Source organism: Streptomyces sp. NPDC126503 (assembly GCF_040302405.1).
In the GTDB taxonomy this organism is placed as follows: Bacteria; Actinomycetota; Actinomycetes; order Streptomycetales; family Streptomycetaceae; genus Streptomyces; species Streptomyces gulbargensis.
In genome coordinates, this window is sequence record NZ_JBEORS010000007.1 from 134361 (window position 1) to 159425 (window position 25065).

The following is a 25065-nucleotide window of genomic DNA, read 5'->3' on the forward strand; positions in this document are numbered from 1 at the left end:
CCCACCGGCCTCTGTGCGCCCGTCAGTTCGCGGGCGTGCCGTTCAGCGCCTCGGTCCCGGCCTGCGGCCCGGGCTGCGCCGGGAGCACCGCCGGGTCGAGCACACCGGACTTCATGACCTTGGCGAGCAGTGCGGAGACGCTGAGGTTCTGTACGTCGGCCGTGGACAGGGAGCCGAGCACCCGGGTCAGGTCGTCGGTGAAGGAGCTGTCGCCGTTCAGCCACGGGCCGGCCAGCGCCTGCGCGGTCTGCGAGTGGTCCATGAAGCCGTCGACGGACCTGCCGAGCGAGACCGACTGCACGAGCCGGTCGAGGAACACGGACTCTCCGCCGACGATGTTGATGTCGGCGTGCTCCAGACCGGTGGCGAGGACCGTGGCCTGTGCCTCGGCGACCTGCCGCTGGACGTCGAGGCCGGCGAGCCGGATGTCCTTCTCCGCCTCGAGCCGCAGGCGGTACTCCTCGTGCGTACGGGACGCCTCGTCGAGCGCGGCCATGGCGGCGGCCTTCTCGGTGAGGCCGGCGGCCTCCGACTTGAGCTTCTCGCCGATCGCCTCGGCCTCGGCCAGCGCCTTGGCGCGCAGTCCTTCCGCCTCGGCCCGCAGGCGGGCCTCGGTGGCCCCGGCCTCGGCGCGGCCGGTCTTCTCCAGGGCGTCGGCCTCCTTCTCCCGGACCTGGGCCGCGGCGAGGCCTTCGGCTGCGGCTTCGGCCTGGATGCCCTCGGCGAGGCGGATCTTGGCACGGGCGTCGAGGTCGGCCGCCTTCTGACGGGCCTCCGCGAGCGTGAGCTCCTCGGCCGCCCGGTGCACGGCGGCCTGCTCCGCCGCCTCCGCCGCCTTGATGTCCTTGACCAGCTTCTCCTGCGCCTCGGCCTCCGCCGCGATGACGACGGCCTGCCGCTCGCGCTCGGCCTCCTCGACGGTCCGGAGCCGCTTGATCGACTCCTCCTGTTCCGCGACCGTGCGGTCCACGGCGACCCGCTCACGGATCACCTCGGCGATCTCCCGGCGCTCGGCCTCGACCTCCTTGTCGGCCGCGATCCGCGTCAGCTCCGTCTCCCGCTCACGGGCGATGACCTCCAGGAGCCGGTCCTTCTCGATCCGCTCGCTCTCGACGGCGATGACCCGCTCGCGGTTCTTCTGCGCGACCGCGACCTCACGGGCCTGGTTCTCCCGCTGGATCCCGAGCTGCTCCTCCGTACGCAGGAAGGCGCTCTGCGCGCGCAGCCGCTCCTCCTCCACGACCTTCGCGGTCTCGGCCTCCTCGCGGGCGCGGACCGTCTCGATCTCGCGCTTCTGCTTGATCTCGGCGTCCGCCTGCCGCCGCTCCAGTTCCAGGATGGCCTCGCGGGCGTCGACGTTCTGACGGGTGATCTCCTTCTGCTCGTGCTGCCGCAGTTCGTTGGTGCGGACGTTCTCCGCGGCGGTGAGCTCGGTGATCTTGCGGATGCCCTGGGCGTCCAGGATGTTCCCCGCGTCCAGCTGGGTGAGCGGGGTCTGCTCCAGGTAGTCGATGGCGGCGTCCTCGAGGCTGTAGCCGTTGAGGTCGATGCCGATGAGCTCGATGATCCGGAAGCGCAGTTCCTCACGCTTGGTGTAGAGGTCGGTGAAGTCCATCTGCTTGCCGACCGACTTGAGCGCCTCGGAGAACTTGGCGTTGAAGAGTTCCTGGAGCGTCGCCTGGTCGCTCGCCCGCGTCGTACCGATGGCCTGGGCGACCTTGATGACGTCCTCGACGGTCTTGTTGACACGGACGAAGAACGAGATGCGGATGTCGGCCCGGATGTTGTCGCGGCAGATCAGCCCGTCCCGGCCGGTCCGGGAGATCTCGATGGTCTTCACCGAGATGTCCATGACCTCGGCCTTGTGCAGCACCGGCAGGACGACCTGCCCGGTGAAGGTGACGTCGACCTTGCGCATCTTGGAGACGATCAGCGCTTTGCCCTGCTCCACCTTGCGGAAGAGCCGGCTGACCGCGAAGACGACGGCCACGGCGAAGAGGAGGACCACGGCGACGAGCACGCCGATGCCCACGGTGATGGCATCCATGAGAGAACCCCGTGTCGATGGAGGGAGGAGGAAGGGTGCGGCCGTTCAGACGGTGGGACGCCAAGAGCGCGGACGCGCGGCGCGGCGGGAATCCCGGTGGGAAACGGCGGTTCGGCGGAGGCTCCGGCGGGACACGGCGGTCCGTTTACTCATCCGGCTGCCCAGCCACCTGGTCACCTGCCAGGACAGTGTCAGGGAGATCGCCAGCAGGGCGACGGAGAGCGGAAGGGACCACATGCCGGACAGATCGGCCCGTCTCAGCAGCAGCATGCCGGTCAGGTCGATCACCCATCCGGCCGCGACGAACACCGAGCCGGCCACGGCGACGGGCACGTGGCCGCACCTCAGGGCCTCGGCGCTCACGTCGGCGTCGAAGGCGTCGGCGGCGACGGCGCGGCAGAGCACCAGCAGCCAGAAGCCGACGACAGCGGCGAGCGCGGCGGTCAGAACCATCGTGGGGACGGCGAAGGCCGCAGCGAGGAAATCCGCCATCTCCGCCTCCCCCACCGTCGCTTCCGTAGTCCGGCATGAGACGCACCGGGTGCGCCCCCCGCCGACTCCATTCTGAGGTTCCGGAGGCTACTCACGCATTGCCGGTGTTCGGCAATCTTTACGCCGTGTTGATGCCGGACCAGCGACGCGTCCGCCCCACGGGGAGGGGGCGTGCCCCTCAGGGGGTCCTTCCGGGCCAGCCGAGGAGCCGGGCGCCGATCACGGCGGTCTGCAGGGTGTAGCGGCTCGCGGGGTCGGCGGGGTCGGCGCCGGTCAGGCGGTGGATACGGTCGAGGCGATAGGTCACGGCCCGCACGGAGAGGTTGAGGTGGCGGGCGGCCTGGGTGGCGACGCATCCGGTGTCGAAGAACGCGGTCAGCGTCTCCAGGAGCGGTTCCGCGCCGCCGCGCGCCGACCGGAGGGGTCCGAGAACGCTGTGGACGAGGTCTTCCATGGCCTGACGGTCGCGGGTGAGGACGGGATAGACGAGAAGGTCGGCGGCGTGCAGGACGGGGGCGTCGAGGTCGAGGCGGTCGGCGAGGTCCAGGGCACCGAGGGCTTCCTCGTAGGAGTGGACGACACCTCGCGGGCCGGGCTGGGGCCGGCCGATCGCCACCTGGCCCCCGCCGGTGGCCGCGAACGCCTGCTTGGCGAAGTACATCAGGACGTCGGCCTGGTCGCCCGGGGCGACGCACACGATCCGGCCGCCCTTGGTGGTGAGCAGGATGTGGCGGTCCCCGAATCTGCCGATCAGTGCCCGCTCGACCTGCTGCGGGACCGCGTCGGCCTCGCTGTAGGCCTGCGGGCCGCGAGCGACGGCGACCGCGTGGGCCTGCGAGAGCCGGAGGCCGAAACGTTCCGCTCGCTCGGCCGTCCGCCCGAGGTCGCTCCGGCCGTACAGCAGGTCGTCGATGAACTCACGGCGTGCGGCCTCCTCCTGCCGCACGGCGAGCCGCTGGGCCCGCTCGAATCCGCCGGCGAAGGCATCGACGGACTGCTCGACGACCGCGAGCAGGTCGAGGGCCGTCCGCCGGGACATGGCCTGCTCGGGCCAGGCGGCACGGACGGCGGCCAGGTGATGTCCGATCGATTCCCGCAGGGCGAGACCCTCGCGCGCCGCCTGCTCACCGTGCTCCCGGCGCCGCTCCACCTCTTCCCGCCTCAGTCGCCGCCCGCTCGCCGCGACGTCCGCGAACAGTGCCTTGTACTCGTCCACGTAACCGTCCACCTTTTCCCCCGCCTCGCGTGGTCACTGCCGGCCCCGCCGGGACCGGCCGGCGAGGAAGTCGTAGAGGACGACGAGCGCCACGGCAAGGGCCGCGAGCCCGAGCCCGAGGTACGCGCACACCGCTCGCACACCGCCCGAAGCCCCGGCCACCCGTGGGACCTCGTTGGCCAGTACCACTCCGTAGAGAGCGAGAGCGGCCACCCCGAGGAGCGGAACCGGCGCCCGGACGTGCCGCAAGCGACTCGGCCGCCAGCCGGCGAGAACCGCGACTCCGGGCGCCAGGAGGAGGAGGGCTCCGCTGACGAGAAGCGTCCAGCCGCTCCAGACGCTCACGACGAGGACCTCGCCTGTCCGCCGGCGACCGCTCGCCGTGCGCGTCGCCGGTCCAGTTCGTACATTCCCAGCAGTGCGGTGGCGGCGTTGAGGGGGAACGCGACTGCTTCCGCGGCTGCGGTGACCCCCCAGGCCCGGCCGGAACTCGCCGCGAGCGCCGTGCACAGCAGCAGGATGGGCAGCATCCGCCGCCACACGGGCAGCTCGGTCATCCGCCACACCCGCAGGCACAGCACGACGTTGAAAACGAGGAAGGCGAGCGCGAACAGGGCGATCGGCATCAAAGAGAGGGGCACCGGCGAGTCCTTCGGGGCAGGCGGAAGACACTGCCGACCAGACTTCCCGGCTCACCAGCCCACGATCCTACTGGTCGGGGCAGCTCCGCCCGGACTCGACCGCCCGGGTCCGACCGGCGGAGACGTCCCGGTCCACGACGACCGGACGACCCCGAGCGGCGGCGCTCGCGCAGGGGGAACGGCCTCTTCAGAGGCGACGTCGCCAGGTGCGGCGTGACTGCGGGGTCGCGGCCGGGCCGCGGCCGGAGCGATGATCTCGATCGAGCCGACCCGGAGGCGAGGTTGCGGTGCTGAAGTCCACCGCAACCCCGCCTCCGCTCCCGTGCGCCGGGCAGTGTTCGGGAAGCCCGGGCACGTCCGCTGTCAGATGCCGGTGGTCGTCCGGCGGCGCTTGAGGGCGAAGATGACGCCGCTGCCGGCGAGGACGGTGAGGCCACCGACGGTGGCGACGACGGGGAGCTGCGAGTCGGCGCCGGTCTCGGCGAGGACGCCCTCGGGGTTGAGCTGAGTATCACCGGCGGGCTTGCCGGGGAGGGGCTTCTTGCCGCCCTCCTGGGGTTCTGCCTCGTTCGCCTCGCCCGGTTCGGTCCCGGTGGCAAGGATGTCGAACTCATAGAACTTCTGGTCACCGGCGAAAACGCAGTTGCCCTGGTCGTCCGCGTAGATGCCGACGGTGATGGCGAAGCCGAAACCTGCAGGGGCCGTCTTGTCGACGCTCAGGCGCAGGTCGATGGAGAGTCGCTCCTTGGCTCGAACGTCGGTGTGGCCGAGGTAGCCGGCTCCTTCGTCGTCGGCGTCGAGGGAGATGTCGGTCCACTGGCCGGTGTCGGGGTTCTTGAACTGCAGCGTGAGATGGCCCGTGGTCTCCTCCCACGTGTCGGCGTCGACCTGGGCGGCGAACACGCCGAGGTCGACGCGCTGGTACGCCTTGTCGCCCGTGTTGACGACGTTCAGCTTGAAGGTGTGGAAGCCGCTGCCCGCGACCACCTGGGAGGGCAGTCCGGACAGGGTGGTGCTCAGGTTCTCGTCCAGGGTCGGTTCCGCCTCGCCGTCGCATATGTCCGCCGGAGAGGTCGCCGTGGGGGCGGTGGTGCTCTGTGAGGGAGCGGGCTGCGTGGAAGGCGTCCGGTCCGGAGCGGAGGAGACCTCCGGAGTCGTGGTGCCGGGCGCGGTGGTCTGCGTGGCGGACGCGGAGGAGTCGGTGGCCTCAGGGGTGGTGGGCCGGGGCTCCCCCTGCTGTGCCGCGGGCGAGGTGGTCTCCGCGGCCGGGGTGGCCGTTTCTTCGGAGGCCGGAAGGGACTCGGACGCCTCCGGGGCGGGCACGGTGGTCTCGGTGACCGGTCCGGGGTCAGCGGTGGCGGGGGTCGCCGACAGCAGCGTGACGGGGGCCAGGACGGCGGTCGCGGCGGCGGCGGCAGCGGCGCGGCGGAGCTTCATGAAAACCCTTGGGTGATCGGGTGCCGACGGAGACGGCACATGAGGAGGCCTCGAACCGGGCAGCGGTGAGGCCCGCAGTGATGACCCGCGCAGGGTGCGGAGCGTTGTACGCCGATGACACGGAGATTTCGTGGCATCGGTCTCACCGGTGTCACAGAGGTACACGCCTGCCCGGCGCGCGATCATCGAGAGTCATTTCGTCACGTCCGGAGCCCTCGCGCCATGCCGGAAGCTGTACAACATTCGGCCCCGGAACTGCCGGGACCAGGCACCACCGGCCCATGGGGCGGGGTCCGGGCACCGCCCCCGGCAGAGCAGGGCTCACCCCGCCCTGCTCCGGGCCCACCCCGCAAGGGACCGCTCCGAGCTTGCGTCATCGCGAAACAGGGTAGAAACGGCAAATAGGACGCTGTTGAACGGGTCCTTCGCGGAGACGTAGCCGCCTGGAGAGTGCCATGGACCTTTGGCTGATCTGGTTGATCACCGCAGGGGTGCTGGCGGTGGCGGAGATCTTCACTCTCACCGCCGCGCTCGGGATCCTCGGCGTCGCCGCGGCGATCACGGCGGGGGCTGCCGCCCTGGGGCTTCCGCCGCCCTTGCAGCTCGTCGTCTTCACGGCTCTCGCGACGATCAGCCTCGTGTTCGCCCGCCCCCTCGCCTCGCGCGTGCTGCTCGGCACGCCTGAGGCCGAACGGTTCGGCACGGACGGGCTGGTGGGCAGGGCCGCCCGTGTCGTCTCGGAGGTGACGGCCGCGGGTGGCAGGGTCCGCATCGGCGGTGAGGTGTGGACGGCCCGTGCCTACGACGAGACGCTGGTGATCCCTCCGGGGGCGACCGTCGACGTCATGGAAATCGACGGCGCCACCGCCGTCGTCTACCCCCGGGAGTGAGTCATGGACGTGCCGGGACTGCTCATCGCAGGTCTGCTCCTCGCGGCCCTCGCCGTGTTCACCGTCGTACGGGCGGTACGCATCGTGCCTCAGGCGCGGGCCCGCAACGTCGAACGCCTCGGCCGTTACCGCCGCACGCTGAGGCCCGGCCTCAACCTCGTCATCCCGTACATCGACCGGGTCTATCCGGTGATCGATCTGCGGGAACAGGTGGTCTCGTTCAGGCCCCAGCCGGTCATCACCGAGGACAATCTGGTCGTCGAGATCGACACCGTGCTGTATTTCCAGGTCACCGACCCGCGAGCGGCCGCCTACGAGATCGCCGACTTCCTCCAGGGAGTCGAGCAGCTCACCGTCACGACCCTGCGCAACGTCGTGGGCTCCATGGACCTGGAGAAGACCCTCACCTCGCGCGACACCATCAACAACCAGCTTCGGGGCGTCCTCGACGAGGCGACGGGCAAGTGGGGACTGAGAGTGAACCGGGTGGAGATCAAGGCCATCGACCCGCCGCAGTCCATCAAGGACGCCATGGAGAAGCAGATGCGCGCCGAGCGCGACAAGCGCGCGGCGATCCTCGGAGCCGAGGGACAGCGCCAGTCACAGATCCTGACCGCCGAGGGCGACAAGCAGGCCGCCGTGCTCCGTGCGGAGGGCAACCGCACCGCCGAGATCCTCAAGGCCGAGGGACAGTCCCGGGCCGTCGACGAGGTCTTCCAGGCCGTGCACCGCAACGACCCGGACCCCAAGCTCCTCGCCTACCAGTACATGCAGATGCTGCCCCAGCTCGCCCAGGGCGCGGGCAGCACCTTCTGGGTGATCCCCAGCGAGGTCACCTCAGCGCTCCAAGGTGTGTCCCGCGCCTTCAACGACGTCCTGCCCCGGTCTCCGGCGACCCGGGAGACGTCCGCGGAGGACAGGGCCGCCACCCAGGCGGCCGACGACGCGGCGCGGGCCGCCGAAGCCGCTGCCGAGGCGCTGGCCGACGCGGCCGAAGCCGATGGGGACACGCGCCCCTTCACCGCCCGCCGTCCCGCGCCCGGGGGCCCTGACGGCGGCGTGGGCACCTGACGCCGCCGAGCCCCGTACCGGTGTCGGCCCGGCGATTCCGCCCCGGGCCGACACCGGCGCGACGGCCCTGCGAAGGGCTCAGCCCGGGCCTGCCGGCCTCAGGGGAAGTACAGGGTGGCCTTCTCCAGGACGTGACCGGTGAACATGCCGCCCCAGACGACCCGGCCCCGGTACATCGTGGTCCGTACGGCGTTCGGCGCGGTCTCGACGGTGAGCGGACGCCCGACCAGCGTCGTGTCGAGAATCCGGGCGTCCTGGGCTGCCCACCTCTCGGCTTCCGGCCGCACACGCGCACCCACCAGCGCGGGCAGCACCAATGCCGCGTTCCGGGCCCCGGGTATGCCGCCGCGCAGGCCCTTGGCGTAGCCCATGGCCCATGCGGTGAACTCGGACAGCGTGGCCACATCAACCTCGGGGACGGCTGTGGCGAAGACGAACAGCTCGGCCTTCGTCCCGAACCAGCGGACCTTGCGGTCCGCGCGGCTGCCGCTGACCACCGTCAAGCCGTTCCAACGCGGCCGGGTCACGGTGCAGCCGTCGGCAGTCAGCCGTTCCTCCAGCGCGGCGAGGTACGCGGCCGCCGCGTCGGGGACGGGACCACTCGTGTGCGGGGTCATGTCTGAATCCTCCGATGCCGTGGACAGCTGGGACCGACGAGCCGAGGCGATCGGGCGTCGGCGTGGAATGCGGCGGGGTGCCGGCTGCGATGCGGGAACCCGGTGACTCACCACCGCGTGCGGTGGCCGGTCAGGGTGAGGAACAGGGGCGGGTTGGGGAAGAGGATGACGTCCTTGCGGAACCACTGTCCGCCGGCCGCTGGAGGTAACAGCCGCTCACACCGCCGACCACCGCCCGTCGAGCACGATCGACTGTCCGAAAACGGTCAGCTCCGAGACACCGGTCCACACAACCCTTTCCACCCGGTCAGCCGCCGAACTCGTCCACCGAGGAGCCCAGCGACTCCCGTTCCACTCCTCCACCCTGCCCCGGACCTCCTTCACCCGATGCCACTGGCACCCCTCCCACGCGGCGACGACAGGGGCCGAGTATCCCGGCCACGCCGTGGGAGAGCCATACGTCGGCAGGACGAAAAGGCGCTACGTCCCATCGCGTTCCGATCTCCCGGGCACAGTGCCGGTCTGCCCTGCTGGGAACCACGGCATCAAGAAGGCATCAAAGTTGCCGGGTTCCAGCAGTGAACGGACGTACGGATGCGTGGAACCATCCGAGTCGGGTGGGAACGGTGCACCCGTCCGGACCGGCATCCACTCACCTGCCGGCCGGGGAGGTGTTCGCGCATGGATGTGGGAGGAAGCATGGGGGCACTGCCACGCCAGAACGAGGCTCCGGACGGTGGCCACATGGTGGTCTGCGGTGACGACGGGCTGGCGCGCCGCCTCGCGGCCGAGCTGCGTGACGTCTACCGGCAGCACGTCCTCCTCATGGTTCCCGCCGAGGAGGCCGGCGGCCGGGCGGCCGAACCGCGCGGCGCGCGTGCCCAGGCCGGCGAACCACCGTGGTCCGTACGCGAGATCATGGCACCGGCGCCCTACCAGGAGGCGCTTCTGCGTGCCGGTGTGGAGCGGGCCACCGCACTGGCCCTGCTGTACGAGGACGACGAGACGAACCTCCGGGCCGCGCTCACCGCGCGTCGGCTCAACCCCGGGCTGCGCCTCGTCGTCCGTATGTACAACCGCAAGCTCGGCCACCATCTGGAGGAACTCCTCGACCAGGCTGCCCTGCTCGCCGTGCCGGGCATGGATCGCGTGGCTCTCGACGCATCGACGACCGTCCTCTCCGACGCCGACACCGCCGCGCCGGCGCTCGTCGCCACCGCCGTCGCCGGCACCAACAAGATCGTCCAGGCCGATGGACTGCTGCTGCGGGCCGCCGAACGCCCGGCGTCCGGCGGGAGACACGTACCCGACCGCGGGCTGTGCACCCTGGCCCTGCTCTCCTCGACCGCCTCCGACCCCGCCGGCAGCGAGGGATCGGAGGCGAGCGGTGCCCAAGGTCCCGACCTCCTCCCCGACGACAGGGCCGTCGAAAGCTCGTCGGACCGCGGCACCGTGGTCCTCGAAACCGTGCACCGCACCGGGCCCGTGCTGCCGCCCCGCCGGCTGGCCCGACGCGGAGCCCCGCTCGGGGAGGTGCTCTCGGCGCGACTGCGCTGGTCACTCGCCGGCATCGTCGTCGCGGTGCTCGTCCTCGCCACCACCACGGCCGCGCTGACCGACGCCGATCCCGTCCACGCGGCGTACCTCATCCTGCTCGACCTGTTCTCGATCAACGACCCCGCCCTGGACGGCTCTCCCACGCGGCAGATCCTTCAACTCCTGTCCGGACTGGTCGGTCTCGCGCTCCTGCCCCTTCTCGTCGCCGGCGCCCTGGAGGCGCTGGGCACCTTCCACGCGACGGGCACGCTGCGCCGTCCACCTCGCGGCCTCTCGGGGCACATCGTGCTGCTCGGCCTCGGCAAGATCGGCGCCCGCGTCCTGGCGCGGCTACGGGAACTGGACATCCCCGTCGTCTGCGTCGAACAGGACCCCGAAGCCCGTGGCGTTCCTCTCGCCCGTGAGCTGGGCGTCCCCGTGGTGCTCGGCGACGTGACCGAGGAGGGTGTCCTCGACGCGGCCCGGATCCACCGGGCCGACGCCCTCCTCGCCCTGACGAGCTCCGACACCACCAATCTGGAAGCCACCCTCGCCGCCCGGAACCTCAAGGGTGACCTGCGGGTCGCCCTGCGGCTCTACGACGACGACTTCGCGACCGCCGTCTACCGCACCCTGCGGTCCGCCCATCCCGGTGCGGTCACCCGCAGCCGCAGCGTCACCCACCTCGCCGCGCCGGCCTTCGCCGGAGCCATGATGGGCCGCCAGATCCTCGGCGCGATCCCCGTGGAACGCAAGGTTCTGCTGTTCGCCGCCCTCCTGGTCGCCGGGCACCCCCACCTCGAAGGCCGCACCGTCGCCGAGGCGTTCCGTCCCGGCGCCTGGCGCGTCCTGGCCCTCGACACCGCGGACCCCGCCGCCCGTCGGCCCGACCTCGCCTCCGCCCCCCACACGGGCGATGAGCCCCAGCTGCTGTGGGACCTCCACCCGGGCTCCGTCCTGCACCCCGGCGACCGAGTGGTCATCGCCGCCACCCGCCGGGGCCTCGCCGAACTCCTCGGCCGGCGACCGCTCGACACCGGTTTCGACCCCACCACACGACGCGAGCGGGTCATCGCCGTCTGTCCGCGCCGCGCCGGTCCCAGCGCTGGGAGCGCTACGGGTACCAGGGCCGATACACCGAATCGCGCGTGAGCCCTTCGGCTATGAACCCACAGGTCGGTCACTCCGCGCGACCGGCGTAGCAGCCAGAACCCGTCGGGGAGTACGAGAGCCCGCTGGGGAGCGGCTGGGGAGAACCGACCGCGAAAGGCAGCGTCACGATGAAAGCTCTAGAAACGAGCAAAGGCGCAGGTCAGGACGCCTCGGATACTTATCTGTGCAGGTCAGCGCCATGAAGGTGAGGAGTTCATCGAGATCGGTCTCACCGTCGTCGATCTCACTGCCTGTCGCCGGGTCTCCCGGCACGGGATCCTGGTGCGGCCCGCCCGCTCCGAGGTGAGTGCCTTCTGCACCGAACTGACCGGACTGGCCCCGGCCGACGTGGCGCGGGGCGTCTCCTTCGCCGAGGCCTGCCGGATCCTCGCCGAGGAGCACGACGCACAGCGCCGGCCGTGGGCGAGCTGGGGCGTCTCGACCGCAAGCAGTTCGAGGCGCAGTGCCGGGCCACCGGGGCGAGGACGACGCGTGGAACATCGCCGCGCTCGTCCTCGACGTGGTGGACCGCGGGGTCTGGCCCGCCGCGGAGCCGGCTCCGCTGTATTGACGGGCCCCGGGGACGCCGCCGCGGGGTCCGCGGCGGGCTGATCAGCTCCCCGGCCCGGTGCGCAGCGCCCGGGCCAGGCCCTCCTGGGGCGTACCGGTGAGGGCGCGCAGGAAGATCTCTTCGTAGGCGGGGTCGCCGAGCGCCGCGCGGGCCGTGCCGGTGTACTTCTCGCGCAGCGCCCGCAGGCCCGGCAGGCCGCGGCGGGGCCGGCCGGTGGCCCGCCAGTAGGCCTCGCCGGTGCCGGAGACGTCCGCGGCGCTCGCGCCGTCGCCGGCGGCGGCGAGCGCCGTGGCGAGGACGTCGAGGCCGAGGGCGACGCCGAGGCGCGCGCCGAGCCGGCGGCTGCCCTCCAGCATGGCCCGGGCGTGGCCGGCCGCGGCCCCCGGGTCGCCCGCCAGCAGACAGGTGAGGGCCGCGTGGTACGAGAGGGCCGTACGGATGCCGTGCTCGCCGCGCTCCTCGCAGCGCCCGCGCAGAGCGCGGGCCCGGGTCTCGGCCTCGTCGAGCCGGCCGAGTCCGGTGAGCGCGAAGACCCGCACGAGGTGGCAGCGGAGGCGCGCGGCGGAGTCGTCCGGCACGGCGTCCAGGACGTGGCCGACGACCACCGCCGCCGCCTTGGCCCGGCCCGTCGTGAGGGCGACGAGGCCCGCGAGGGCGGCCGCGTCGAGGGTGAGCTCGCCGGGCCGGTGGGGCCCGTCGGCGGTCTCCGCCTCCGCGTACTCGGTGTACCGGGCCTCGCGGGCGCACCGCTCGCTGATCTCCTGCGCCGCTCCGAGGTCGCCCTGGAGCACCAGGGTCACCCCGAGCGCCCACAGGGCGCGGGTCCTGGCCCGCCCGCGCGCGCCGCTCAGCAGCAGGGCCTGTTCGAGTCCGTCGCGGGCCTCGCGCAACCGGCCCCGGCAGGACCAGGAGAAGGCGACGGATCCGGCCAGGTCGAGGGCGGCGTCGGGATCGGTGCGCAGCAGCCGGTCGAGGGCGGTGCGCAGGTCGGTGTGGTGGACGTCGAGGTCGCGGTACGGGCCGTGGCCGCCGTCGCCGTCCGCGCTGCCGTCGAGGAGTCCGGCGCCCCGGGCGTACGCGCGGAAGTGGTGGGCGTGCCGGTCGGCGACGGTCGCGGTCTCGCCGAGCCGCTCCAGCCAGAGGGCGCCGTACTCGCGCAGCGTGTCGAGCATGCGGTGCCGGCCCGCCCGGTCGGCGGGCCGGACCACGGAGGCGCGGACGAGGCCGTCGAGAGCGGCGGGCAGGGCGGCGGGGGTGAGCGGGCCGCCGGCGCAGACGGCGGTGGCCGAGGCGAGGTCGAAGGGGCCGCGGAAGACGGAGAGGCGGGCCCACAGGAGCCGTTCCGGCGGCTCGGCCAGCTCGTGGCTCCAGCCGATGGCCGCGCGCAGGGTCCGGTGCCGTCGCGGCCAGACGCGTTCGGGGTGGGCGAGCAGCGCGAAACGCCCCCCGGACGCCTCCCCGTGGGCGGGGTCCAGACGGGTGCCGAGCTGGTCGCGGACGGCCTCGGCGCCCTGGAGGCGGATCTGCGCGGCGGCCAGTTCCAGGGCGAGCGGGATGCCTTCGAGCCGTACGCAGATCTCGCCGCCCGTCCCGTCGGCGGACAGTTCCCGGCCGGCGGCCCGGCGCAGCAGCTCCAGGGCGTCGGGACCGGCCGTCGGCAGCGGGTCCAGCGCGAGGACGTGCTCACCGGGGAGGCCGAGGGCGCGGCGGCCGGTGACGAGGACGGTGAGTCCGGGCGCGGCGGCGAGGAGTTCCGTGACCAGCCGGGCGCAGGGGCCGGCGAGGTGGTCGCAGGAGTCCAGGACCAGGAGCAGGCGGTCGTCGGCGAGCCTGCGGTGGAGCGCGGTGGTGGCCATGCCCGGGGTGTGGTCGGCGAGGTCGACGGCGTCGGCGACGAGCGGTACCAGGAGCCGTTCGCCGTCGAGCGGGGTGAGGTCGGCCCACCAGGCGCCGTCGGGGAAGCGGGCCGCGACGTGGTGCGCGGCGCGCAGGGCGAGCCGGGTCTTGCCGACTCCGCCGGCGCCGGTCACGGTGACGAGGCGGTGGTCCGCCAGCGCGGTGGCGATCCGCCTGAGTTCCGTGCGGCGCCCCACGAATCCCGGGTTCTCGTCAGGGAGGTGTCCACGCACCCGCACAGTCTCTCCCATGAACGCCGCGAACGGGACGGCCGGTTCGGGGCGGATCGTGCGGCCCGTTCGGATCCCGCCGCCCGGGCGAGCCCGGAGGGAACGGTGGGCACGCTCCCGCCCGCGCCGAAGTCCCCGGACCGGCGGCACGCCGGACGGCGGGCGCGCGTGCGCGGCGGCTCGCGGGACTGTGCGGGGGGCCGGGCCGACGGCGGACGGGGGCGGGCCTGCGCGGCGGGCCGGGTCGGCGGACACTGGGGGTGGGAGCCGAGTGCCCGAGGAGGTCCGCCATGAGTTCTGCCGCACCCAAGGTCAGCACGCTGCCCGCGGAGCACCGCGAACGGCTGATGGCCTTCGCCGAGGACGTGCACTTCGAGTCCGGTCACCGGCTCTTCGAGGAGCAGCAGCACGCGAACCGGTTCTGGATCGTGAAGACGGGCGCGATCACGCTGGACGCGAAGGTGCCGGGTCGTGGCGCGCCCGTGATCGAGACGCTCCGCCACGGGGAGCTGGTGGGGCTGTCCTGGCTGTTCCCGCCGTACCTCTGCCAGTCGGGCGCAGAGGCGATGACCCCGGTCCGGGCGTACGAGTTCGACGCGCCGGCCGTCCGGTCGATGTGCCACTCCGATCCGGAGTTCGGCGCGTCGGTGATGTTCTGGGTGGGGTCGATCCTGGCCCACCGGCTGCAGGTGACCCGGGTCCGGCTGCTGGACCTGTACGCGCCGCACGGGAGCGGGATCATGGCCTGAGCCCGCGCCGGGGACGGCGCCGCCCGGCCGCCGCTCCCCCGCCGCCGACGGGTCCGCCCCTCCCCGCGTCCGGGGAGGGGCGGACCCTTTCGCTCAGTTCACGAAGACGGCCGCTCCGCCCTGGGTCGTGTCGACGACGGGGCCGTACTTCGCGGAGAAGTAGCCGTTGGCCGGGCAGGTGCCGGGGCCGCTGGCCTTGGTGAACAGCTGGTCGGTGAAGGTGAGGGAGTTGTCGGTGTTGGACGGCGCGGCCGTGAGGCCGGTCGCCCGGTACACACAGGTGATCGGGCCGAGGATCGTGCTGATCCTGAGCGTGGTCTGGATCGGGCCCGTGCTGCCGGCCGTCACGCTGAGCGAACCGCCGGAAGTGACGGCGGTGTTGTAGGGCAGGTTGTTGACCGTGATGCTCTGGACGCCCGTGGCACCGGTGATGTTGGTGGTGCAGGTGCTGAGCGTGTGAGCGGTGAGCGTCTCGGTGGCGGTGCCGGGCGCGGCCGGGTTGGCGGTGACGGTGGCGCTGAAGCCGGAGCTGCTGCAGGTGATGCCGCTGGTGCCGCCCTGCGTGGTGGCGATCCGCGCCTTGGTGCCGGAGACCAGCGAGGCGGTCAGGACGTCGCCGACGGCGACGGACGGGCCGCTGGAGGAGCCGGTGGTGAGGACGCTGCCGGAGGCACCCGCCTGGGTGGCGGTGGCCAGGGTGGCGGCGACGGCGAGACCGACGGTGGCGAGGAGTGCGCGCTGGTGCATGGGGGTTCCTTCCATGGAGGTGGGGGTGTGCGGAACTCGGCGGTGCGTGTGGGTACTCGGGGGGAGTACGGGGGATGCGCGGTGCGCCGGGGTCTGCCGGGGAGCCGGCCGGTCCCGGGCGCGCGGAGGCACGGCCCAGCGCGGTGGGGGCACGCGGGGCGTGCGAGGTCGCGGGGGGGTACGCGAAGGTGTGCGGGGATGTACGGCGGTACGAGCGGTACGGGTGGAGTACGGCGGTACGCGGTGGTACGGGCTGGTGCGCGGCCGCCACCGGAACGGATCCGGCGCCACGGATGTCCGGCAGCGGTGTTCGCGCGCTGTGCGGGAGCGTGATACTCGGGTGCGGTGCCCACGGGCGAAGCGCGCTGCCCTGCGGCGAGCGGCCGTCCGGAGCACCTGGAGCATCGAGTGGTTCGAGAGGAAAACCCACGAGGGTTGTAATCCTGTCGAGTATGTGACGTCAACAACCCCGGAAGGATGTGGCCGATGACGAGCGCTCGCGGTGCCGAGGAGGAACTCGTCCTCCCGGGGGCCCGCTCGGGACGCGAACCGGAGCGCTCGCTGCGCCCCGGCCCGCGCCGGCTCACGCCCGAGCAGGTGGCCTCGCGGCAGCGGGAGCGGCTCCTCGACGGGGTGGCCCGCACGGTCGCCGCGAACGGCTACGCGGGAGCGCGGATCAGTGACATCTGCCGGGCGGCCGGGGTGACCCGTCCGGTCTTCTACGAGCTGTTCTCCGGCAAGGAGGACGCCGTCCTGGCCGCGTTCCGGGGCGGCACGCAAGTGGTGGTGCGGGCGATGGAACGCGCGTACGGCGAGGAGGGCGGCGCCTCGGACTGGCCCGCGGCGGTCCGGGCCGGGCTGCGGGTGCTGCTGACCGTCCTCGCGCAGGCGCCCGCCTTCGCCACGATGGTCGTGGAGGTGGAGTCGGTGGGGCCCGCGGGGCGCCGGGCGCGGGCGGAACTTCTGGCCAGTTTTCGACGGTTCTTCGTCGACGCCCCGCCGGGGCCGCCGTGGGTTCCGCGGGGCGAGCTGGTGGACACCGTGGTCGGCGCCGTGCACGCGGCGGTCCACCGCGCGGTGGACGAGGGCCGGACGGCGGAGCTGCCCCGGCTCCTGGACAGCCTGGTCCATGTCGTGGTGGCTCCGTTCACTCCTGCTTGATCGTCAGAAGTCGCCCCGTGCACGGGAGTTGACCCGCCGGTAACCTACGTCGTACGGTCGCGACGGTTCCCTGCGGCACGTCTGCCTCCCTGCACGTCGAGGAAGACCCGGGCGGGTGGGGGACCGTCCGCGCCAGGACGTAGCCGCGCAGGTCTGTTTCCTCACTCATGTCAGGAGCACCGCATGGCCCTGTCCGAAGGCACCAGCCCCGACCCCACGCCCACCCCCTCTCCCGCGGACGCCTCCGCGAGACGCGGCGGGGTCCGGTTCCGGCGCGCCGCCCTGATGGGTGTCCCCGCCCTCACCGCCGCCGCCGCGCTCGTCGTCCTGACCGCGCAAGGGGCGCTCGCCGCCCAGTTCGCGATCTCCGGCATGCCGTTCGTGGTCACCGCCGACCGTCTGGAGGGAAGGGGGTTCGGGCAGTTCGGAGCCATCGACAACATGCCCGAGGGCAGCCCCAACGCCGGCGACACCGGCGGGCAGATCCTCACCATCGTGACCGCGATCCGGGAGGCGGAACTCACCAACCTCTGCCAGAGCGTGGAGCTCGGCGGCACCTTCCTGCACATCACGGCGGGGAACAAGGGCACCCCGGTCAAGGCCTCGGGCCTGACCACCGACTCCACCGAGATCTCCGGCAAGGTCGCCGACTTCGACAACATCGAGATCGGCGGCGACGCCAGCACCTTCGAGAAGCCTCCGGTCAAGGGCCCCCTGGGCGTCTTCGGCCAGCAGGCGGACACCGTGAAGCTCAAGGATCTGCGGCAGAAGAACTACGCGACGACCGCCGTCCGGTTCACCCTGCCCGACCTGCACATGCGCTTCAGCTCGAAGGGCTGCTGAGCGTGGCGTCCGGCCGTCGGCACCCCTGGCGGGCCTTCCGGCGCTGGCGGCACCGGCGGCCGTTCGGCGCCGGCCTCGCCCTGGCCCTGGGCGGCGTCGAGATCCTGCTCAGCCAGCGGGCCAGCATCTCCGTGATCCTGGCGGCGGGGGCGGACAGCCTCGTGGGCTACGTCCTGCCGCTGCTCATGGTGGTCTGCGGCCTGCTCGTCGTCCTCAACCCGCGCCAGCGGCTGTTCTACTCGGTCGTCGGCGTGCTGGCCTCCCTGGGCACCTGGCTCACCTCCAACCTGGGCGGTTTCTTCATCGGCATGATGCTCGGGCTGATCGGCAGCTCCCTCGCCTTCGGCTGGGTGCCGGACCGGCCCGCCCGGACCCGCCGCCTGTTCGGGCCCCGAGCGCGCCGGGACGCCCCCACCGCGCCGGAGCCCGCCGCCGGAGCCGTACCGGTGACCCCGAACGGTCCCTGACCGCGCGGAGACCCGGCGGCGCCGTGCTCCCGTCCGCCCCCGCACGGAAGGCGGGCGGGAGAGGCGCTGGAGACCGGCTGGAGCGGGCCTTGAGGCGGGCGGGAGGCGGTACGGACCGGGCGGTACGGTGGGAGCGGCACCTCGAACGATGAGCACCCCGCACCCCGGCAGCCCGACGAACGACGAGTGACGAGGCCCGCATGACCGACCCGCTGACGGCCCGCGAGGCACTCGCCCTCGTCACCGGCGACTTCGCCGCCTTCCCCGCCACCGAGGGCCCGCTGGCCGGTGACGGTCCGATCGGCTGGCCCGGCTACGGTGCGGCCCACGCGCGCGCGGCCGGGCGGACCGGCGAGTCGGAGTCGGTGGTGTGCGGCACGGGCACGGTCGGCGGGGTGCCGGTGGTCCTGATCTCGTTCGAGTTCCGGTTCCTCGGCGGGTCGATCGGCGAGCGGACCGGGGCCCGGGCCGCCGCCGCGCACGCCTACGCCCGTGACCACCGGCTGCCGGTGGTCGTCCTCCTCGCCACCGGCGGGAGCCGGATGCACGAGGGCATGCGGGCGCTGCTCCAGCTCCAGCGACTCGCCGGGGAGTCGGCCCGCACCCGGGCCGCCGGCCTGCCCCAGATCGCCGTGCTGCGGGACCCGACCACGGGCGGCGGCTGGGCGACCCTCGGCGCCGGGTCCGACATCGTCCTCGCCCTCCCGGGCGCCCAGGTCGGCTTCGCCGGCTCCCGCGTCCGGCCGCCGGGCGCCGACCCCGCGGCGTACACCGCGGAGGCGCAGTTCGCCCACGGCCACGTCGACGCCGTCGTACCGCCCGAGGCCCTGGCCGGCACCCTCGGCCGGTGGCTGACGCTGCTCACCCGTCCCGCCGACGGCCCCGTGCCGCCCCCGCCCGCCCTGGGCGTGCCGCGGGCGCCCGCCGGATCGGGGCGGGAGGCCGTGGCACGGGCCCGTCACCCCGACCGGCCACGGGCCGACCGCTATCTCGCGGCCTTCTTCACCTCGCGCGAGGAGATCTCCGGTGACCGCTGCGGCGGCACGGACCCCGGCATGCTCTGCGGCTTCGGCCGGCGCCCGGACGGCCGTACGGTGGCCTACGCCGCGCAGCTCGGCACGGCCACCCGCCCGGCCGGTTTCCGTACCGCCGCGCGGCTCGTCCGGCTGGCCGACCGGCTGGGCGTCCCGGTCCTGACGCTGATCGACACCCCGGGCGCCGCCAACGACCCGGCCGCGGAACGGGACGGCGCGGGACCGGCCATCGCGGACCTGTTCGGCGCCGTGGCGACCGCCCGGGTTCCGGTCACGGCGCTGCTCGTCGGCGAGGGCGGCTCCGGCGGGGCGCTCGCCCTGGCCGCGCCCGGCAACACCTGGGCCACCCCGGACAGTTACTTCTCCGTCATCGCCCCCGAGGCGGCCGCCGCCATCCTGAAGCGGGCGCCGGAGGAGAGCGGGACCACCGCCGACCAGCTCCGGCTGCGCCCCGGTGATCTGCTGGAGCTGGGGATCGTCCGCGGAGTCGTCGGGCCGCCGGACTCCACCGGTCCGATCCGCTCCGGCGGCGCATGATCCGCGGTGGACGGGGCAGGTGCGGGGAGCCGGGAGCCCGGCCGTGATCCACCGGCCGAACGGTCCCGGAGGCACAAGGAGGCCCCGATGGTTCCCCTTCTCCTCGTCCTGCTGATCGTCCTCGTTCTGTTCGGTGCCGGTTTCGCCCTCGAGGTGCTCTGGTACGTGGCCATCGCGGTGCTCGTGCTGTGGCTCCTCGGCTTCCTCATGCGGGGCAGCGGCTCCCGCTGGTACCGCTGGTGAACGACCCTCCGCGGCGGCGCCACCGCCGGTCCCCACCTCCACGGCCCCCGTCCCGGACGTCTCCGGGACGGGGGCCCTTCCGCGCGCGGGCGGCCGGCGGCCGGACGGTCACTTGTCGAGCGAGCGCTTGAGCTCCGCCTTGTTCATCGAGGACCGGCCGTGCACGTTGCGGCGCTGCGCCTCGGCGTACAGCTGGTCGTACGTCGGCCCCTCGGAGCCGCTGTGCGAACGCTTGCCGCCCCGCCGCGAGGAGGACATGTCCTCCGTCGAGCTCTTGCTCGCGGTCTTCGACTCCCCCGAGCGGGCGCGTTCCTTGTTCACGGTGCGCGCGGCGATCTCCTCGGAGCGCTTCTCGCTCTCGCCCCGCTTCCGGGCGCTGTCCTTGATGTGCTCGTACTGCCGTTCCCGTTTGGGGCTCGATCCACGGGGCATGTCGGTTCCTCTCCAGGGTCGGTCGTGGTTCATCCGGGTGTACGCGGGTCCCCCGCCCGGCGCCGTGACCAGCGGACGACCAGCCGGAGCAGCACCACCAGGGTGAGGACCCAGGCGGCGGCGAAGGCCCAGATCAGGACCGGTGCCTCGGTGGTGACGGCGAGCACGAGCAGGGCGAGGGTGGCCGCGCCGAGCGCCGCGAGCGCCAGGGCGGGCCGCAGCCGATACGTACCGGGGGCGGGCTGATCCGGCAACCGGAGGCCGCCGGGCGCCGTTCCGAGCCGGCGCGCGAGCGGTTCGTCGCGGCCGAGCTCCTCCTCGATCTCCGCCAGGATGCGCCGTTCTCGCGGGGAGAGCCGCACGTCGTCCATCGCGAACACCTCCTCCCGGTCCGGCAGCCGGTCCGCCGGACGGCCGGGTCCCTCGACCGGGCGGCTACCCGCTCGCGGGCGGCTCAGACATGCCCGGGCGGTACCCGGCCCGGGCGGGCCGGGTACCGCCGGACAGGGGTGGGCGGGGCGGGTGCGGAGCACCCCGGGATGCGCGATCCCGCTTCGTGTTAAATCGTGTCAAAGCAGGCAATTACGGGAATCCTTTCCCCAGGACGCTCGACCGACGGACCCCCGCCGCCGTCACCCACCGGCGCGGCGCAGGCCCACCGCCCGCCCCCCGTCGAAGGAGCCCCATGTCCACCACTAGCGACCGCACGACCACCCACCGTCCGACGACCGAACGCGTGATCATGGAAACCGTCCGTACGCAGCACCCCGCCCCCGACCGCCCGGCGATCGACCACCCCGCCCCCACCGGCCGGCCGGCCGCGGACCCCCGCGCGCCGGACCCGGCGACGCGCCGGGCGGCGCTCGACGGGCTGCCCGAGCCGGAACGGCCGACGGCCGTCTCCACGGACGACGCGCAGACCCTCTCCGTCGCCCTGTTCCAGCGGCTGGGCGAGCTGGACGAGGGCACCCCGGAGTTCGCTTACGTGCGCAACACCCTCGTGGAGCTGAACCTCAGCCTGGTGAAGTTCGCCGCCCGGCGCTTCCGGAACCGCGCGGAGCCGATGGAGGACATCATCCAGGTGGGCACCATCGGCCTGATCAAGGCGATCGACCGGTTCGACCCGAGCCGCGGCATCGAGTTCTCGACCTTCGCGCTGCCGACGGTCGTCGGCGAGATGAAACGGTTCTTCCGTGACACCAGCTGGGCGGTGCGCGTCCCACGCCGGCTCCAGGAGCTGCGCATCGACGTGGCGAAGGCCCTGGACGCCCTGGAGCAGCGGCTGGGCCACCACCCCACGCGCGCCGAGCTGGCCGAGCAGCTGCACCTCAGCGAGGAGAGCGTGGCGGAGGGAGAGCTCGCGGCCAACGGATACGCGGCCCGCTCCCTCGACGCCCCCACCGGCGACGACTCCTCGTCCGGCTCCGGTGCCGGCGGGCGCCAGGTCGCCGAGGCGGAGCCCGCCTACGAGCTGATCGAGTGCCTGGAGTCGCTGAAGCCGCTCATCGCCCGGCTGGACGACCGGGACCGCCAGATCCTCTCGCTCCGTTTCGGCGAGGAGCTCACCCAGGCGGAGATCGGCAAGCGGATCGGCCTCTCCCAGATGCATGTGTCCCGGCTGCTCTCCCGGATCCTCGCGGAGCTGCGGGAGGGCCTCACCGAGGACGGTGCCAGCGAGGACGTTCCGGAAGGCTGATCTCCAGCCAGACGACCTTGCCGACGCCCCCGTTCGGACGGGCCTCGGTCCCCCAGTCGCCCGCGAGGCGGTCCAGCAGTATCAGCCCGTGACCACCCGGCAGGGCGGGTGACCGGGGGGCCTGTCTGCGCGGGGGCTCCGGGCTGCGGTCGCTGACCTCCACCCGCAGCACGCCGTGGGCGTGCCGCAGCACCAGTTCCTCGGGCCCGCCCGCGTGCAGACACGCGTTGGTGACTATCTCGGACACGAGGAGCAGGACGTCCTCGATCCGCTCCCCCGCCGGCTCGCTGTCCGGAGGGATCCACCCCCAGTCGGCCAGGGCGTCGGCGGTGAAGCCGCGGCAGCGCGAGACCACCCTGCCGGTTCCCGACAGGATCAGCCGGCGCACCTGTGGTCCACCCTCCGCGACCTCGCCCATCTCTCCCTCCACCACCATGGCTCCTTCAGGGCCGGTCACCCGGCCGCGCGTCGGCGAGCGCCTCGCCGACGTCCTCGTACACCCGGAAGACTGTCCGGGCACCCGTGATCTCGAACATCCGGTCCACCGGAGGGCGCAGCCCCGCGAGGTCCAGACGACCGCCCGCCGGCAGCACGCGCGAGCGTGCCCGCAACAGGGCGTTCAGTCCCGTGGAGTCACAGAACAGAAGCCGCGAGCAGTCCACCACGACCCGCTCCGCCCCGGCGTGCGCCTCCAGCGCCGCGAGGAACGGTGCCACGGTGTCGTAATCGAGTTCCCCCACAGGGGCCAGAACAACCGTCCCCTCTTTCCGCGCGGGGCCGGTCCCGACGATCTCCACGTGGAAACGGTCCGCGTCGGGGGGCGTGGGGGGCTCCACCGGCACGCCGCTCCGGCCGGGCTCCACGCCGTCGCCGTCCGCCGGTCCCCCCGGTCCCGTGTGCTCCACCGGTTCCTTCACCGCTGCACTTCCCATGGCTCTCTCATGCCCTCAGTGAACCCGTTTGCGACACATTCGAAAACCTCTTTTGACATACCTATTCAGTGAGACCTACTATCGGGCCATGCCCGCCACCTCCGCGTCCGGCCAGGACCCCGACCGCGTCGCCTCCGCGCTCGCCGTCTGCCTGCCCGCGCTGAACCGGGCTCTCGACCGCCGCGTCGGCCAGGACCTGGGGCTCCCCAAGCCGTCCGAAGCGCAGATCGCCCTGCTGACCCTCGTCGCGCGCCAGGAGGGGATCACCGTCCGCCAGGCCGCCGACGCGCTCCTCATGCGGGCGAACAACGTCAGCACGCTCGTCTCACAGCTCACCGAGCGGGGCCTGCTGGAACGCCGCCAGGACCCCGCCGACAAGCGGATCGCGCACCTCCACCCGACGGCGAAAGCGCGCGGGGAGCTGGCCGAGGTGCACCGCCTCCAGCGCGAGCACCTCACGCTGGCGCTGCAGTTCCTCACCGACGGCGAGCGGGACGCGCTGGGCTCCGCCGTGGGCGCGCTGACCTCGCTCACGCGCCACCTGCGCCCCGCCTCCCCGGCCGAGTAGCCCGCGGCCGCGCGCTCGCGCGCGCGTGCCACCGGACGGCGCCGGCCACCACTCCCCACACGCCCGCTTCACTCGTTCGGAGTAGCGGCAGGTGCGGGTTTCCCGGAGGGCGGCGCTTCCTACGGCAGGCCCCCTTTTCGGCCCCCTTCTCCAGGACCCGGTTTGCCGGGTCCCTCCTCTCCGTTGTTCCCCGTGTTCCCCCGCACAGACAAGGCATCTCCATGTCGTCCACCACCGTGGATCGTTCCGCCCTGCCCTCGTCCGCCCCACCGCCCGGGAACCCCGCGCGCCGGTCCCTCCGGGCCAACCCCTGGCTCACGCTGGCCGCCGTCGCGTTCGGTCTGTTCATGGTGCAGCTCGACGCGTCCGTCGTGGCGATCGCCAACCCCGCGATCGGGCGGGACCTCTCGGCCTCCACCGCCGATCTCCAGTGGGTCACCAACTCCTACCTGCTGGCGCTCGCCGCCTCCCTCATCCTCGGCGGCAAGCTCGGCGACCGGTTCGGCCGCCGCACCTTCTACCTCGCCGGCGTCGCCGGCTTCACCCTCGCCTCCGTCGCCATCGGCGTGTCCGGCTCCATCGAGGGCGTGATCGTCTTCCGTGCCGCCCAGGGTCTCTTCGGCGGCCTGCTCATGCCCAACACCCTCGGCCTGCTCCGGGCGGCCTTCCCGCCCCGCCGGTTCGGCACGGCCGTCGGCATCTGGGCCATGGTCTCGGCCGTCTCCACCGCCCTCGGCCCGATCGCCGGCGGCGTGCTGGTCGAGCGGGTCTCCTGGGAGTCCGTCTTCTTCATCAACGCCCCGATCGGGATCGTGGCGCTGCTGTTCGGCGCCCTCGTCCTCCCGCAGGCCCGCTCCGAGGGCACGGGGCGCCGCTTCGACGTCCCCGGTGTCCTGCTCCTCGCGGTGGCGCTGCTGCTCCTGGTCCTCGGCGTCGTGAAGGGCGAGACGTGGGGCTGGTCCTCGGCGGGCACGCTCGGCTGCCTCGCGGCCGGCCTGGTGCTCCTCGTCGGCTTCGGCGTGTACGAGGCCCGGATCGACCAGCCGCTGCTCCCGATGCGGCTGTTCCGGGACCGTGCGCTGACCACGGGCACGGTCGTCACGGCCCTGAACTTCTTCGTCCTGCTCGGTGTCATCTTCTTCGTGATGCTGTACCTGCAGAACGTCCGGGGCCTCTCCCCCGTCGACGCCGGCGTCCGCACCCTGCCGCTGAGTCTGGCGTCCCTGGCCGCCTCGCCCCTGGGGGCGCTGCTCACGGGACGGTTCGGGCCGCGGCTCACCATGCCGCTGGGCATGCTGCTCCAGGCGGCGGCCGCGTTCGGGATGGCGGCCTGGGACACCGCTTCCCCGTACGGGGCGATGTGGCCGCCGTTCGTGGCGCTCGGGCTCGGCGTCGGCATGGTCCTCGCGGCCTCCTCCGACGCGATCGTGGGCCGGGCGCCGGTCCAGGACGCCGGTGTGGCCGGCGGGCTCCAGGCCACGGCCCTGCAGATCGGCGGCGCGCTCGGCACGTCGGTGCTGGTGTCGCTGATCGGCGGGCGCGTCGGCGCCACGCTCACCGGCGAACTCGCCGCCGCGGGCGTGCCCGCGGGCCCGGCGGCCGAACTGCTGCACGCCCGGGACGCGGTCGCGATGGGCGTCGCCCCCGTCTCCCCGGGCATGCCGGACGCCCTCGCCCGGGCCGTCGTCTCGGGCAGCCACCAGGCCTTCATGAACGGTGTCCACACGGCGGCCCTCGTCACCGGCGTCCTCTGCCTCATCGGCGCCGCGACGGCGGCGGCCGGCCTCGCCCGCACCGGCCGGGCGACGCCGGGCAACTGACGCGGCGGACCTCGGCTGGCTTCCCGCGCCCCGGACCGGC

25 protein-coding genes and 1 pseudogene are annotated in these 25065 nt (G+C 73.2%); 13 read left to right on the forward strand and 13 right to left on the reverse strand.

Annotated elements, in window-relative coordinates; translation table 11 throughout:
• Positions 1-22 precede the first annotated feature (22 nt).
• The 6 genes from ABTY40_RS12075 to ABTY40_RS12100 form a co-directional block, all read right to left on the reverse strand.
• Positions 23-2047, reverse strand: coding sequence for an SPFH domain-containing protein (locus tag ABTY40_RS12075; protein WP_352059427.1), 2025 nt, complete (start codon positions 2045-2047; stop codon positions 23-25).
• Positions 2048-2092: 45 nt separating this feature from the next.
• A complete protein-coding gene (locus ABTY40_RS12080) occupies positions 2093-2539 on the reverse strand; it encodes a hypothetical protein (protein ID WP_352059428.1) in 447 nt (148 codons plus the stop codon).
• Positions 2540-2717: 178 nt separating this feature from the next.
• Complete coding sequence (locus ABTY40_RS12085) at positions 2718-3755, reverse strand: PucR family transcriptional regulator (RefSeq protein ID WP_352059429.1); 1038 nt, start codon at positions 3753-3755, stop codon at positions 2718-2720.
• A 33-nt stretch (positions 3756-3788) separates the two neighbouring features.
• Positions 3789-4100, reverse strand: a complete 312-nt coding sequence (locus tag ABTY40_RS12090; protein WP_352059430.1) for a hypothetical protein — start codon at positions 4098-4100, stop codon at positions 3789-3791.
• The gene (locus tag ABTY40_RS12095) at positions 4097-4396 is read right to left on the reverse strand and encodes a hypothetical protein (protein WP_352059431.1); all 300 of its coding nucleotides are present in this window, start codon (positions 4394-4396) and stop codon (positions 4097-4099) included. The genes ABTY40_RS12090 and ABTY40_RS12095 overlap by 4 nt, the downstream gene beginning before the upstream one ends.
• 363 nt (positions 4397-4759) lie before the next feature.
• The gene (locus ABTY40_RS12100; RefSeq protein WP_352059432.1) at positions 4760-5833 is read right to left on the reverse strand and encodes an LPXTG cell wall anchor domain-containing protein; all 1074 of its coding nucleotides are present in this window, start codon (positions 5831-5833) and stop codon (positions 4760-4762) included.
• A gap of 455 nt (positions 5834-6288) precedes the next feature.
• Between ABTY40_RS12100 and ABTY40_RS12105 the strand changes: the two genes are divergently transcribed.
• Positions 6289-6723, forward strand: a complete 435-nt coding sequence (locus ABTY40_RS12105) for an NfeD family protein (protein ID WP_352059433.1) — start codon at positions 6289-6291, stop codon at positions 6721-6723.
• 3 nt (positions 6724-6726) lie between these two features.
• Complete coding sequence (locus tag ABTY40_RS12110; RefSeq protein ID WP_352059434.1) at positions 6727-7794, forward strand: SPFH domain-containing protein; 1068 nt, start codon at positions 6727-6729, stop codon at positions 7792-7794.
• Between the two features lie 98 nt (positions 7795-7892).
• Here the strand turns inward: ABTY40_RS12110 and ABTY40_RS12115 are convergent, their stop codons facing one another.
• Entirely contained in the window at positions 7893-8411 is a 519-nt protein-coding gene (locus tag ABTY40_RS12115; RefSeq protein WP_352059435.1) for a hypothetical protein, read from the reverse strand.
• 699 nt (positions 8412-9110) lie between these two features.
• On the opposite strand from ABTY40_RS12115, the gene ABTY40_RS12120 reads away from it, so the two are divergent.
• Entirely contained in the window at positions 9111-11099 is a 1989-nt protein-coding gene (locus tag ABTY40_RS12120; RefSeq protein ID WP_352059436.1) for an NAD-binding protein, read from the forward strand.
• Between the two features lie 174 nt (positions 11100-11273).
• A pseudogene (locus ABTY40_RS30880) lies at positions 11274-11670 on the forward strand (hypothetical protein).
• Positions 11671-11711: 41 nt separating this feature from the next.
• Here the strand turns inward: ABTY40_RS30880 and ABTY40_RS12125 are convergent.
• Positions 11712-13799, reverse strand: coding sequence for an ATP-binding protein (locus ABTY40_RS12125; protein WP_352059437.1), 2088 nt, complete (start codon positions 13797-13799; stop codon positions 11712-11714).
• Positions 13800-14086: 287 nt separating this feature from the next.
• On the opposite strand from ABTY40_RS12125, the gene ABTY40_RS12130 reads away from it, so the two are divergent.
• Positions 14087-14545, forward strand: a complete 459-nt coding sequence (locus ABTY40_RS12130; protein ID WP_352059438.1) for a Crp/Fnr family transcriptional regulator — start codon at positions 14087-14089, stop codon at positions 14543-14545.
• A 93-nt stretch (positions 14546-14638) separates the two neighbouring features.
• Here ABTY40_RS12130 and ABTY40_RS12135 read toward each other — a convergent pair whose 3' ends face one another.
• A complete protein-coding gene (locus ABTY40_RS12135) occupies positions 14639-15292 on the reverse strand; it encodes a Tat pathway signal sequence domain protein (RefSeq protein ID WP_352059439.1) in 654 nt (217 codons plus the stop codon).
• A 486-nt stretch (positions 15293-15778) separates the two neighbouring features.
• Here ABTY40_RS12135 and ABTY40_RS12140 point away from each other — a divergent pair, with 486 nt between their 5' ends.
• The 5 genes from ABTY40_RS12140 (at position 15779) to ABTY40_RS12160 (ending at position 19577) form a co-directional block, all read left to right on the forward strand.
• Entirely contained in the window at positions 15779-16453 is a 675-nt protein-coding gene (locus ABTY40_RS12140; protein WP_309053044.1) for a TetR/AcrR family transcriptional regulator, read from the forward strand.
• A 183-nt stretch (positions 16454-16636) separates the two neighbouring features.
• Complete coding sequence (locus ABTY40_RS12145; protein ID WP_352059440.1) at positions 16637-17296, forward strand: DUF6230 family protein; 660 nt, start codon at positions 16637-16639, stop codon at positions 17294-17296.
• A 2-nt stretch (positions 17297-17298) separates the two neighbouring features.
• Positions 17299-17763, forward strand: a complete 465-nt coding sequence (locus ABTY40_RS12150) for a DUF6114 domain-containing protein (protein WP_352059441.1) — start codon at positions 17299-17301, stop codon at positions 17761-17763.
• Positions 17764-17963: 200 nt separating this feature from the next.
• Entirely contained in the window at positions 17964-19334 is a 1371-nt protein-coding gene (locus tag ABTY40_RS12155; RefSeq protein WP_352059442.1) for a carboxyl transferase domain-containing protein, read from the forward strand.
• Positions 19335-19421: 87 nt separating this feature from the next.
• Positions 19422-19577, forward strand: coding sequence for a hydrophobic protein (locus ABTY40_RS12160; protein WP_352059443.1), 156 nt, complete (start codon positions 19422-19424; stop codon positions 19575-19577).
• 108 nt (positions 19578-19685) lie between these two features.
• Here the strand turns inward: ABTY40_RS12160 and ABTY40_RS12165 are convergent, their stop codons facing one another.
• Both ABTY40_RS12165 and ABTY40_RS12170 read right to left on the reverse strand, forming a co-directional pair.
• The gene (locus ABTY40_RS12165) at positions 19686-20009 is read right to left on the reverse strand and encodes a plasmid stabilization protein (RefSeq protein WP_352059444.1); all 324 of its coding nucleotides are present in this window, start codon (positions 20007-20009) and stop codon (positions 19686-19688) included.
• Positions 20010-20038: 29 nt separating this feature from the next.
• Entirely contained in the window at positions 20039-20380 is a 342-nt protein-coding gene (locus ABTY40_RS12170) for a DUF3040 domain-containing protein (protein WP_352059445.1), read from the reverse strand.
• Positions 20381-20751: 371 nt separating this feature from the next.
• Between ABTY40_RS12170 and ABTY40_RS12175 the strand changes: the two genes are divergently transcribed.
• Positions 20752-21705, forward strand: coding sequence for a SigB/SigF/SigG family RNA polymerase sigma factor (locus tag ABTY40_RS12175; protein ID WP_502990559.1), 954 nt, complete (start codon positions 20752-20754; stop codon positions 21703-21705).
• On the opposite strand, the gene ABTY40_RS12180 is transcribed toward ABTY40_RS12175, so the two are convergent.
• Together ABTY40_RS12180 and ABTY40_RS12185 are read right to left on the reverse strand one after the other, a co-directional pair.
• Entirely contained in the window at positions 21665-22141 is a 477-nt protein-coding gene (locus ABTY40_RS12180; protein WP_345277607.1) for an ATP-binding protein, read from the reverse strand. The two genes, ABTY40_RS12175 and ABTY40_RS12180, sit on opposite strands and share 41 nt — an antisense overlap.
• Positions 22142-22148: 7 nt before the next feature.
• Positions 22149-22502: an STAS domain-containing protein gene (locus tag ABTY40_RS12185; protein WP_352059447.1), complete on the reverse strand. Its 354-nt coding sequence runs from the start codon at positions 22500-22502 to the stop codon at positions 22149-22151.
• 223 nt (positions 22503-22725) lie between these two features.
• On the opposite strand from ABTY40_RS12185, the gene ABTY40_RS12190 reads away from it, so the two are divergent.
• Both ABTY40_RS12190 and ABTY40_RS12195 read left to right on the forward strand, forming a co-directional pair.
• On the forward strand, positions 22726-23205 hold the full coding sequence (locus tag ABTY40_RS12190) for a MarR family winged helix-turn-helix transcriptional regulator (RefSeq protein WP_352059448.1): 480 nt from the start codon (positions 22726-22728) through the stop codon (positions 23203-23205).
• 221 nt (positions 23206-23426) lie between these two features.
• Positions 23427-25025 (forward strand): MFS transporter, encoded by a 1599-nt coding sequence (locus ABTY40_RS12195; protein WP_352059449.1) that lies wholly within the window; start codon positions 23427-23429, stop codon positions 25023-25025.
• Positions 25026-25065 lie beyond the last annotated feature (40 nt).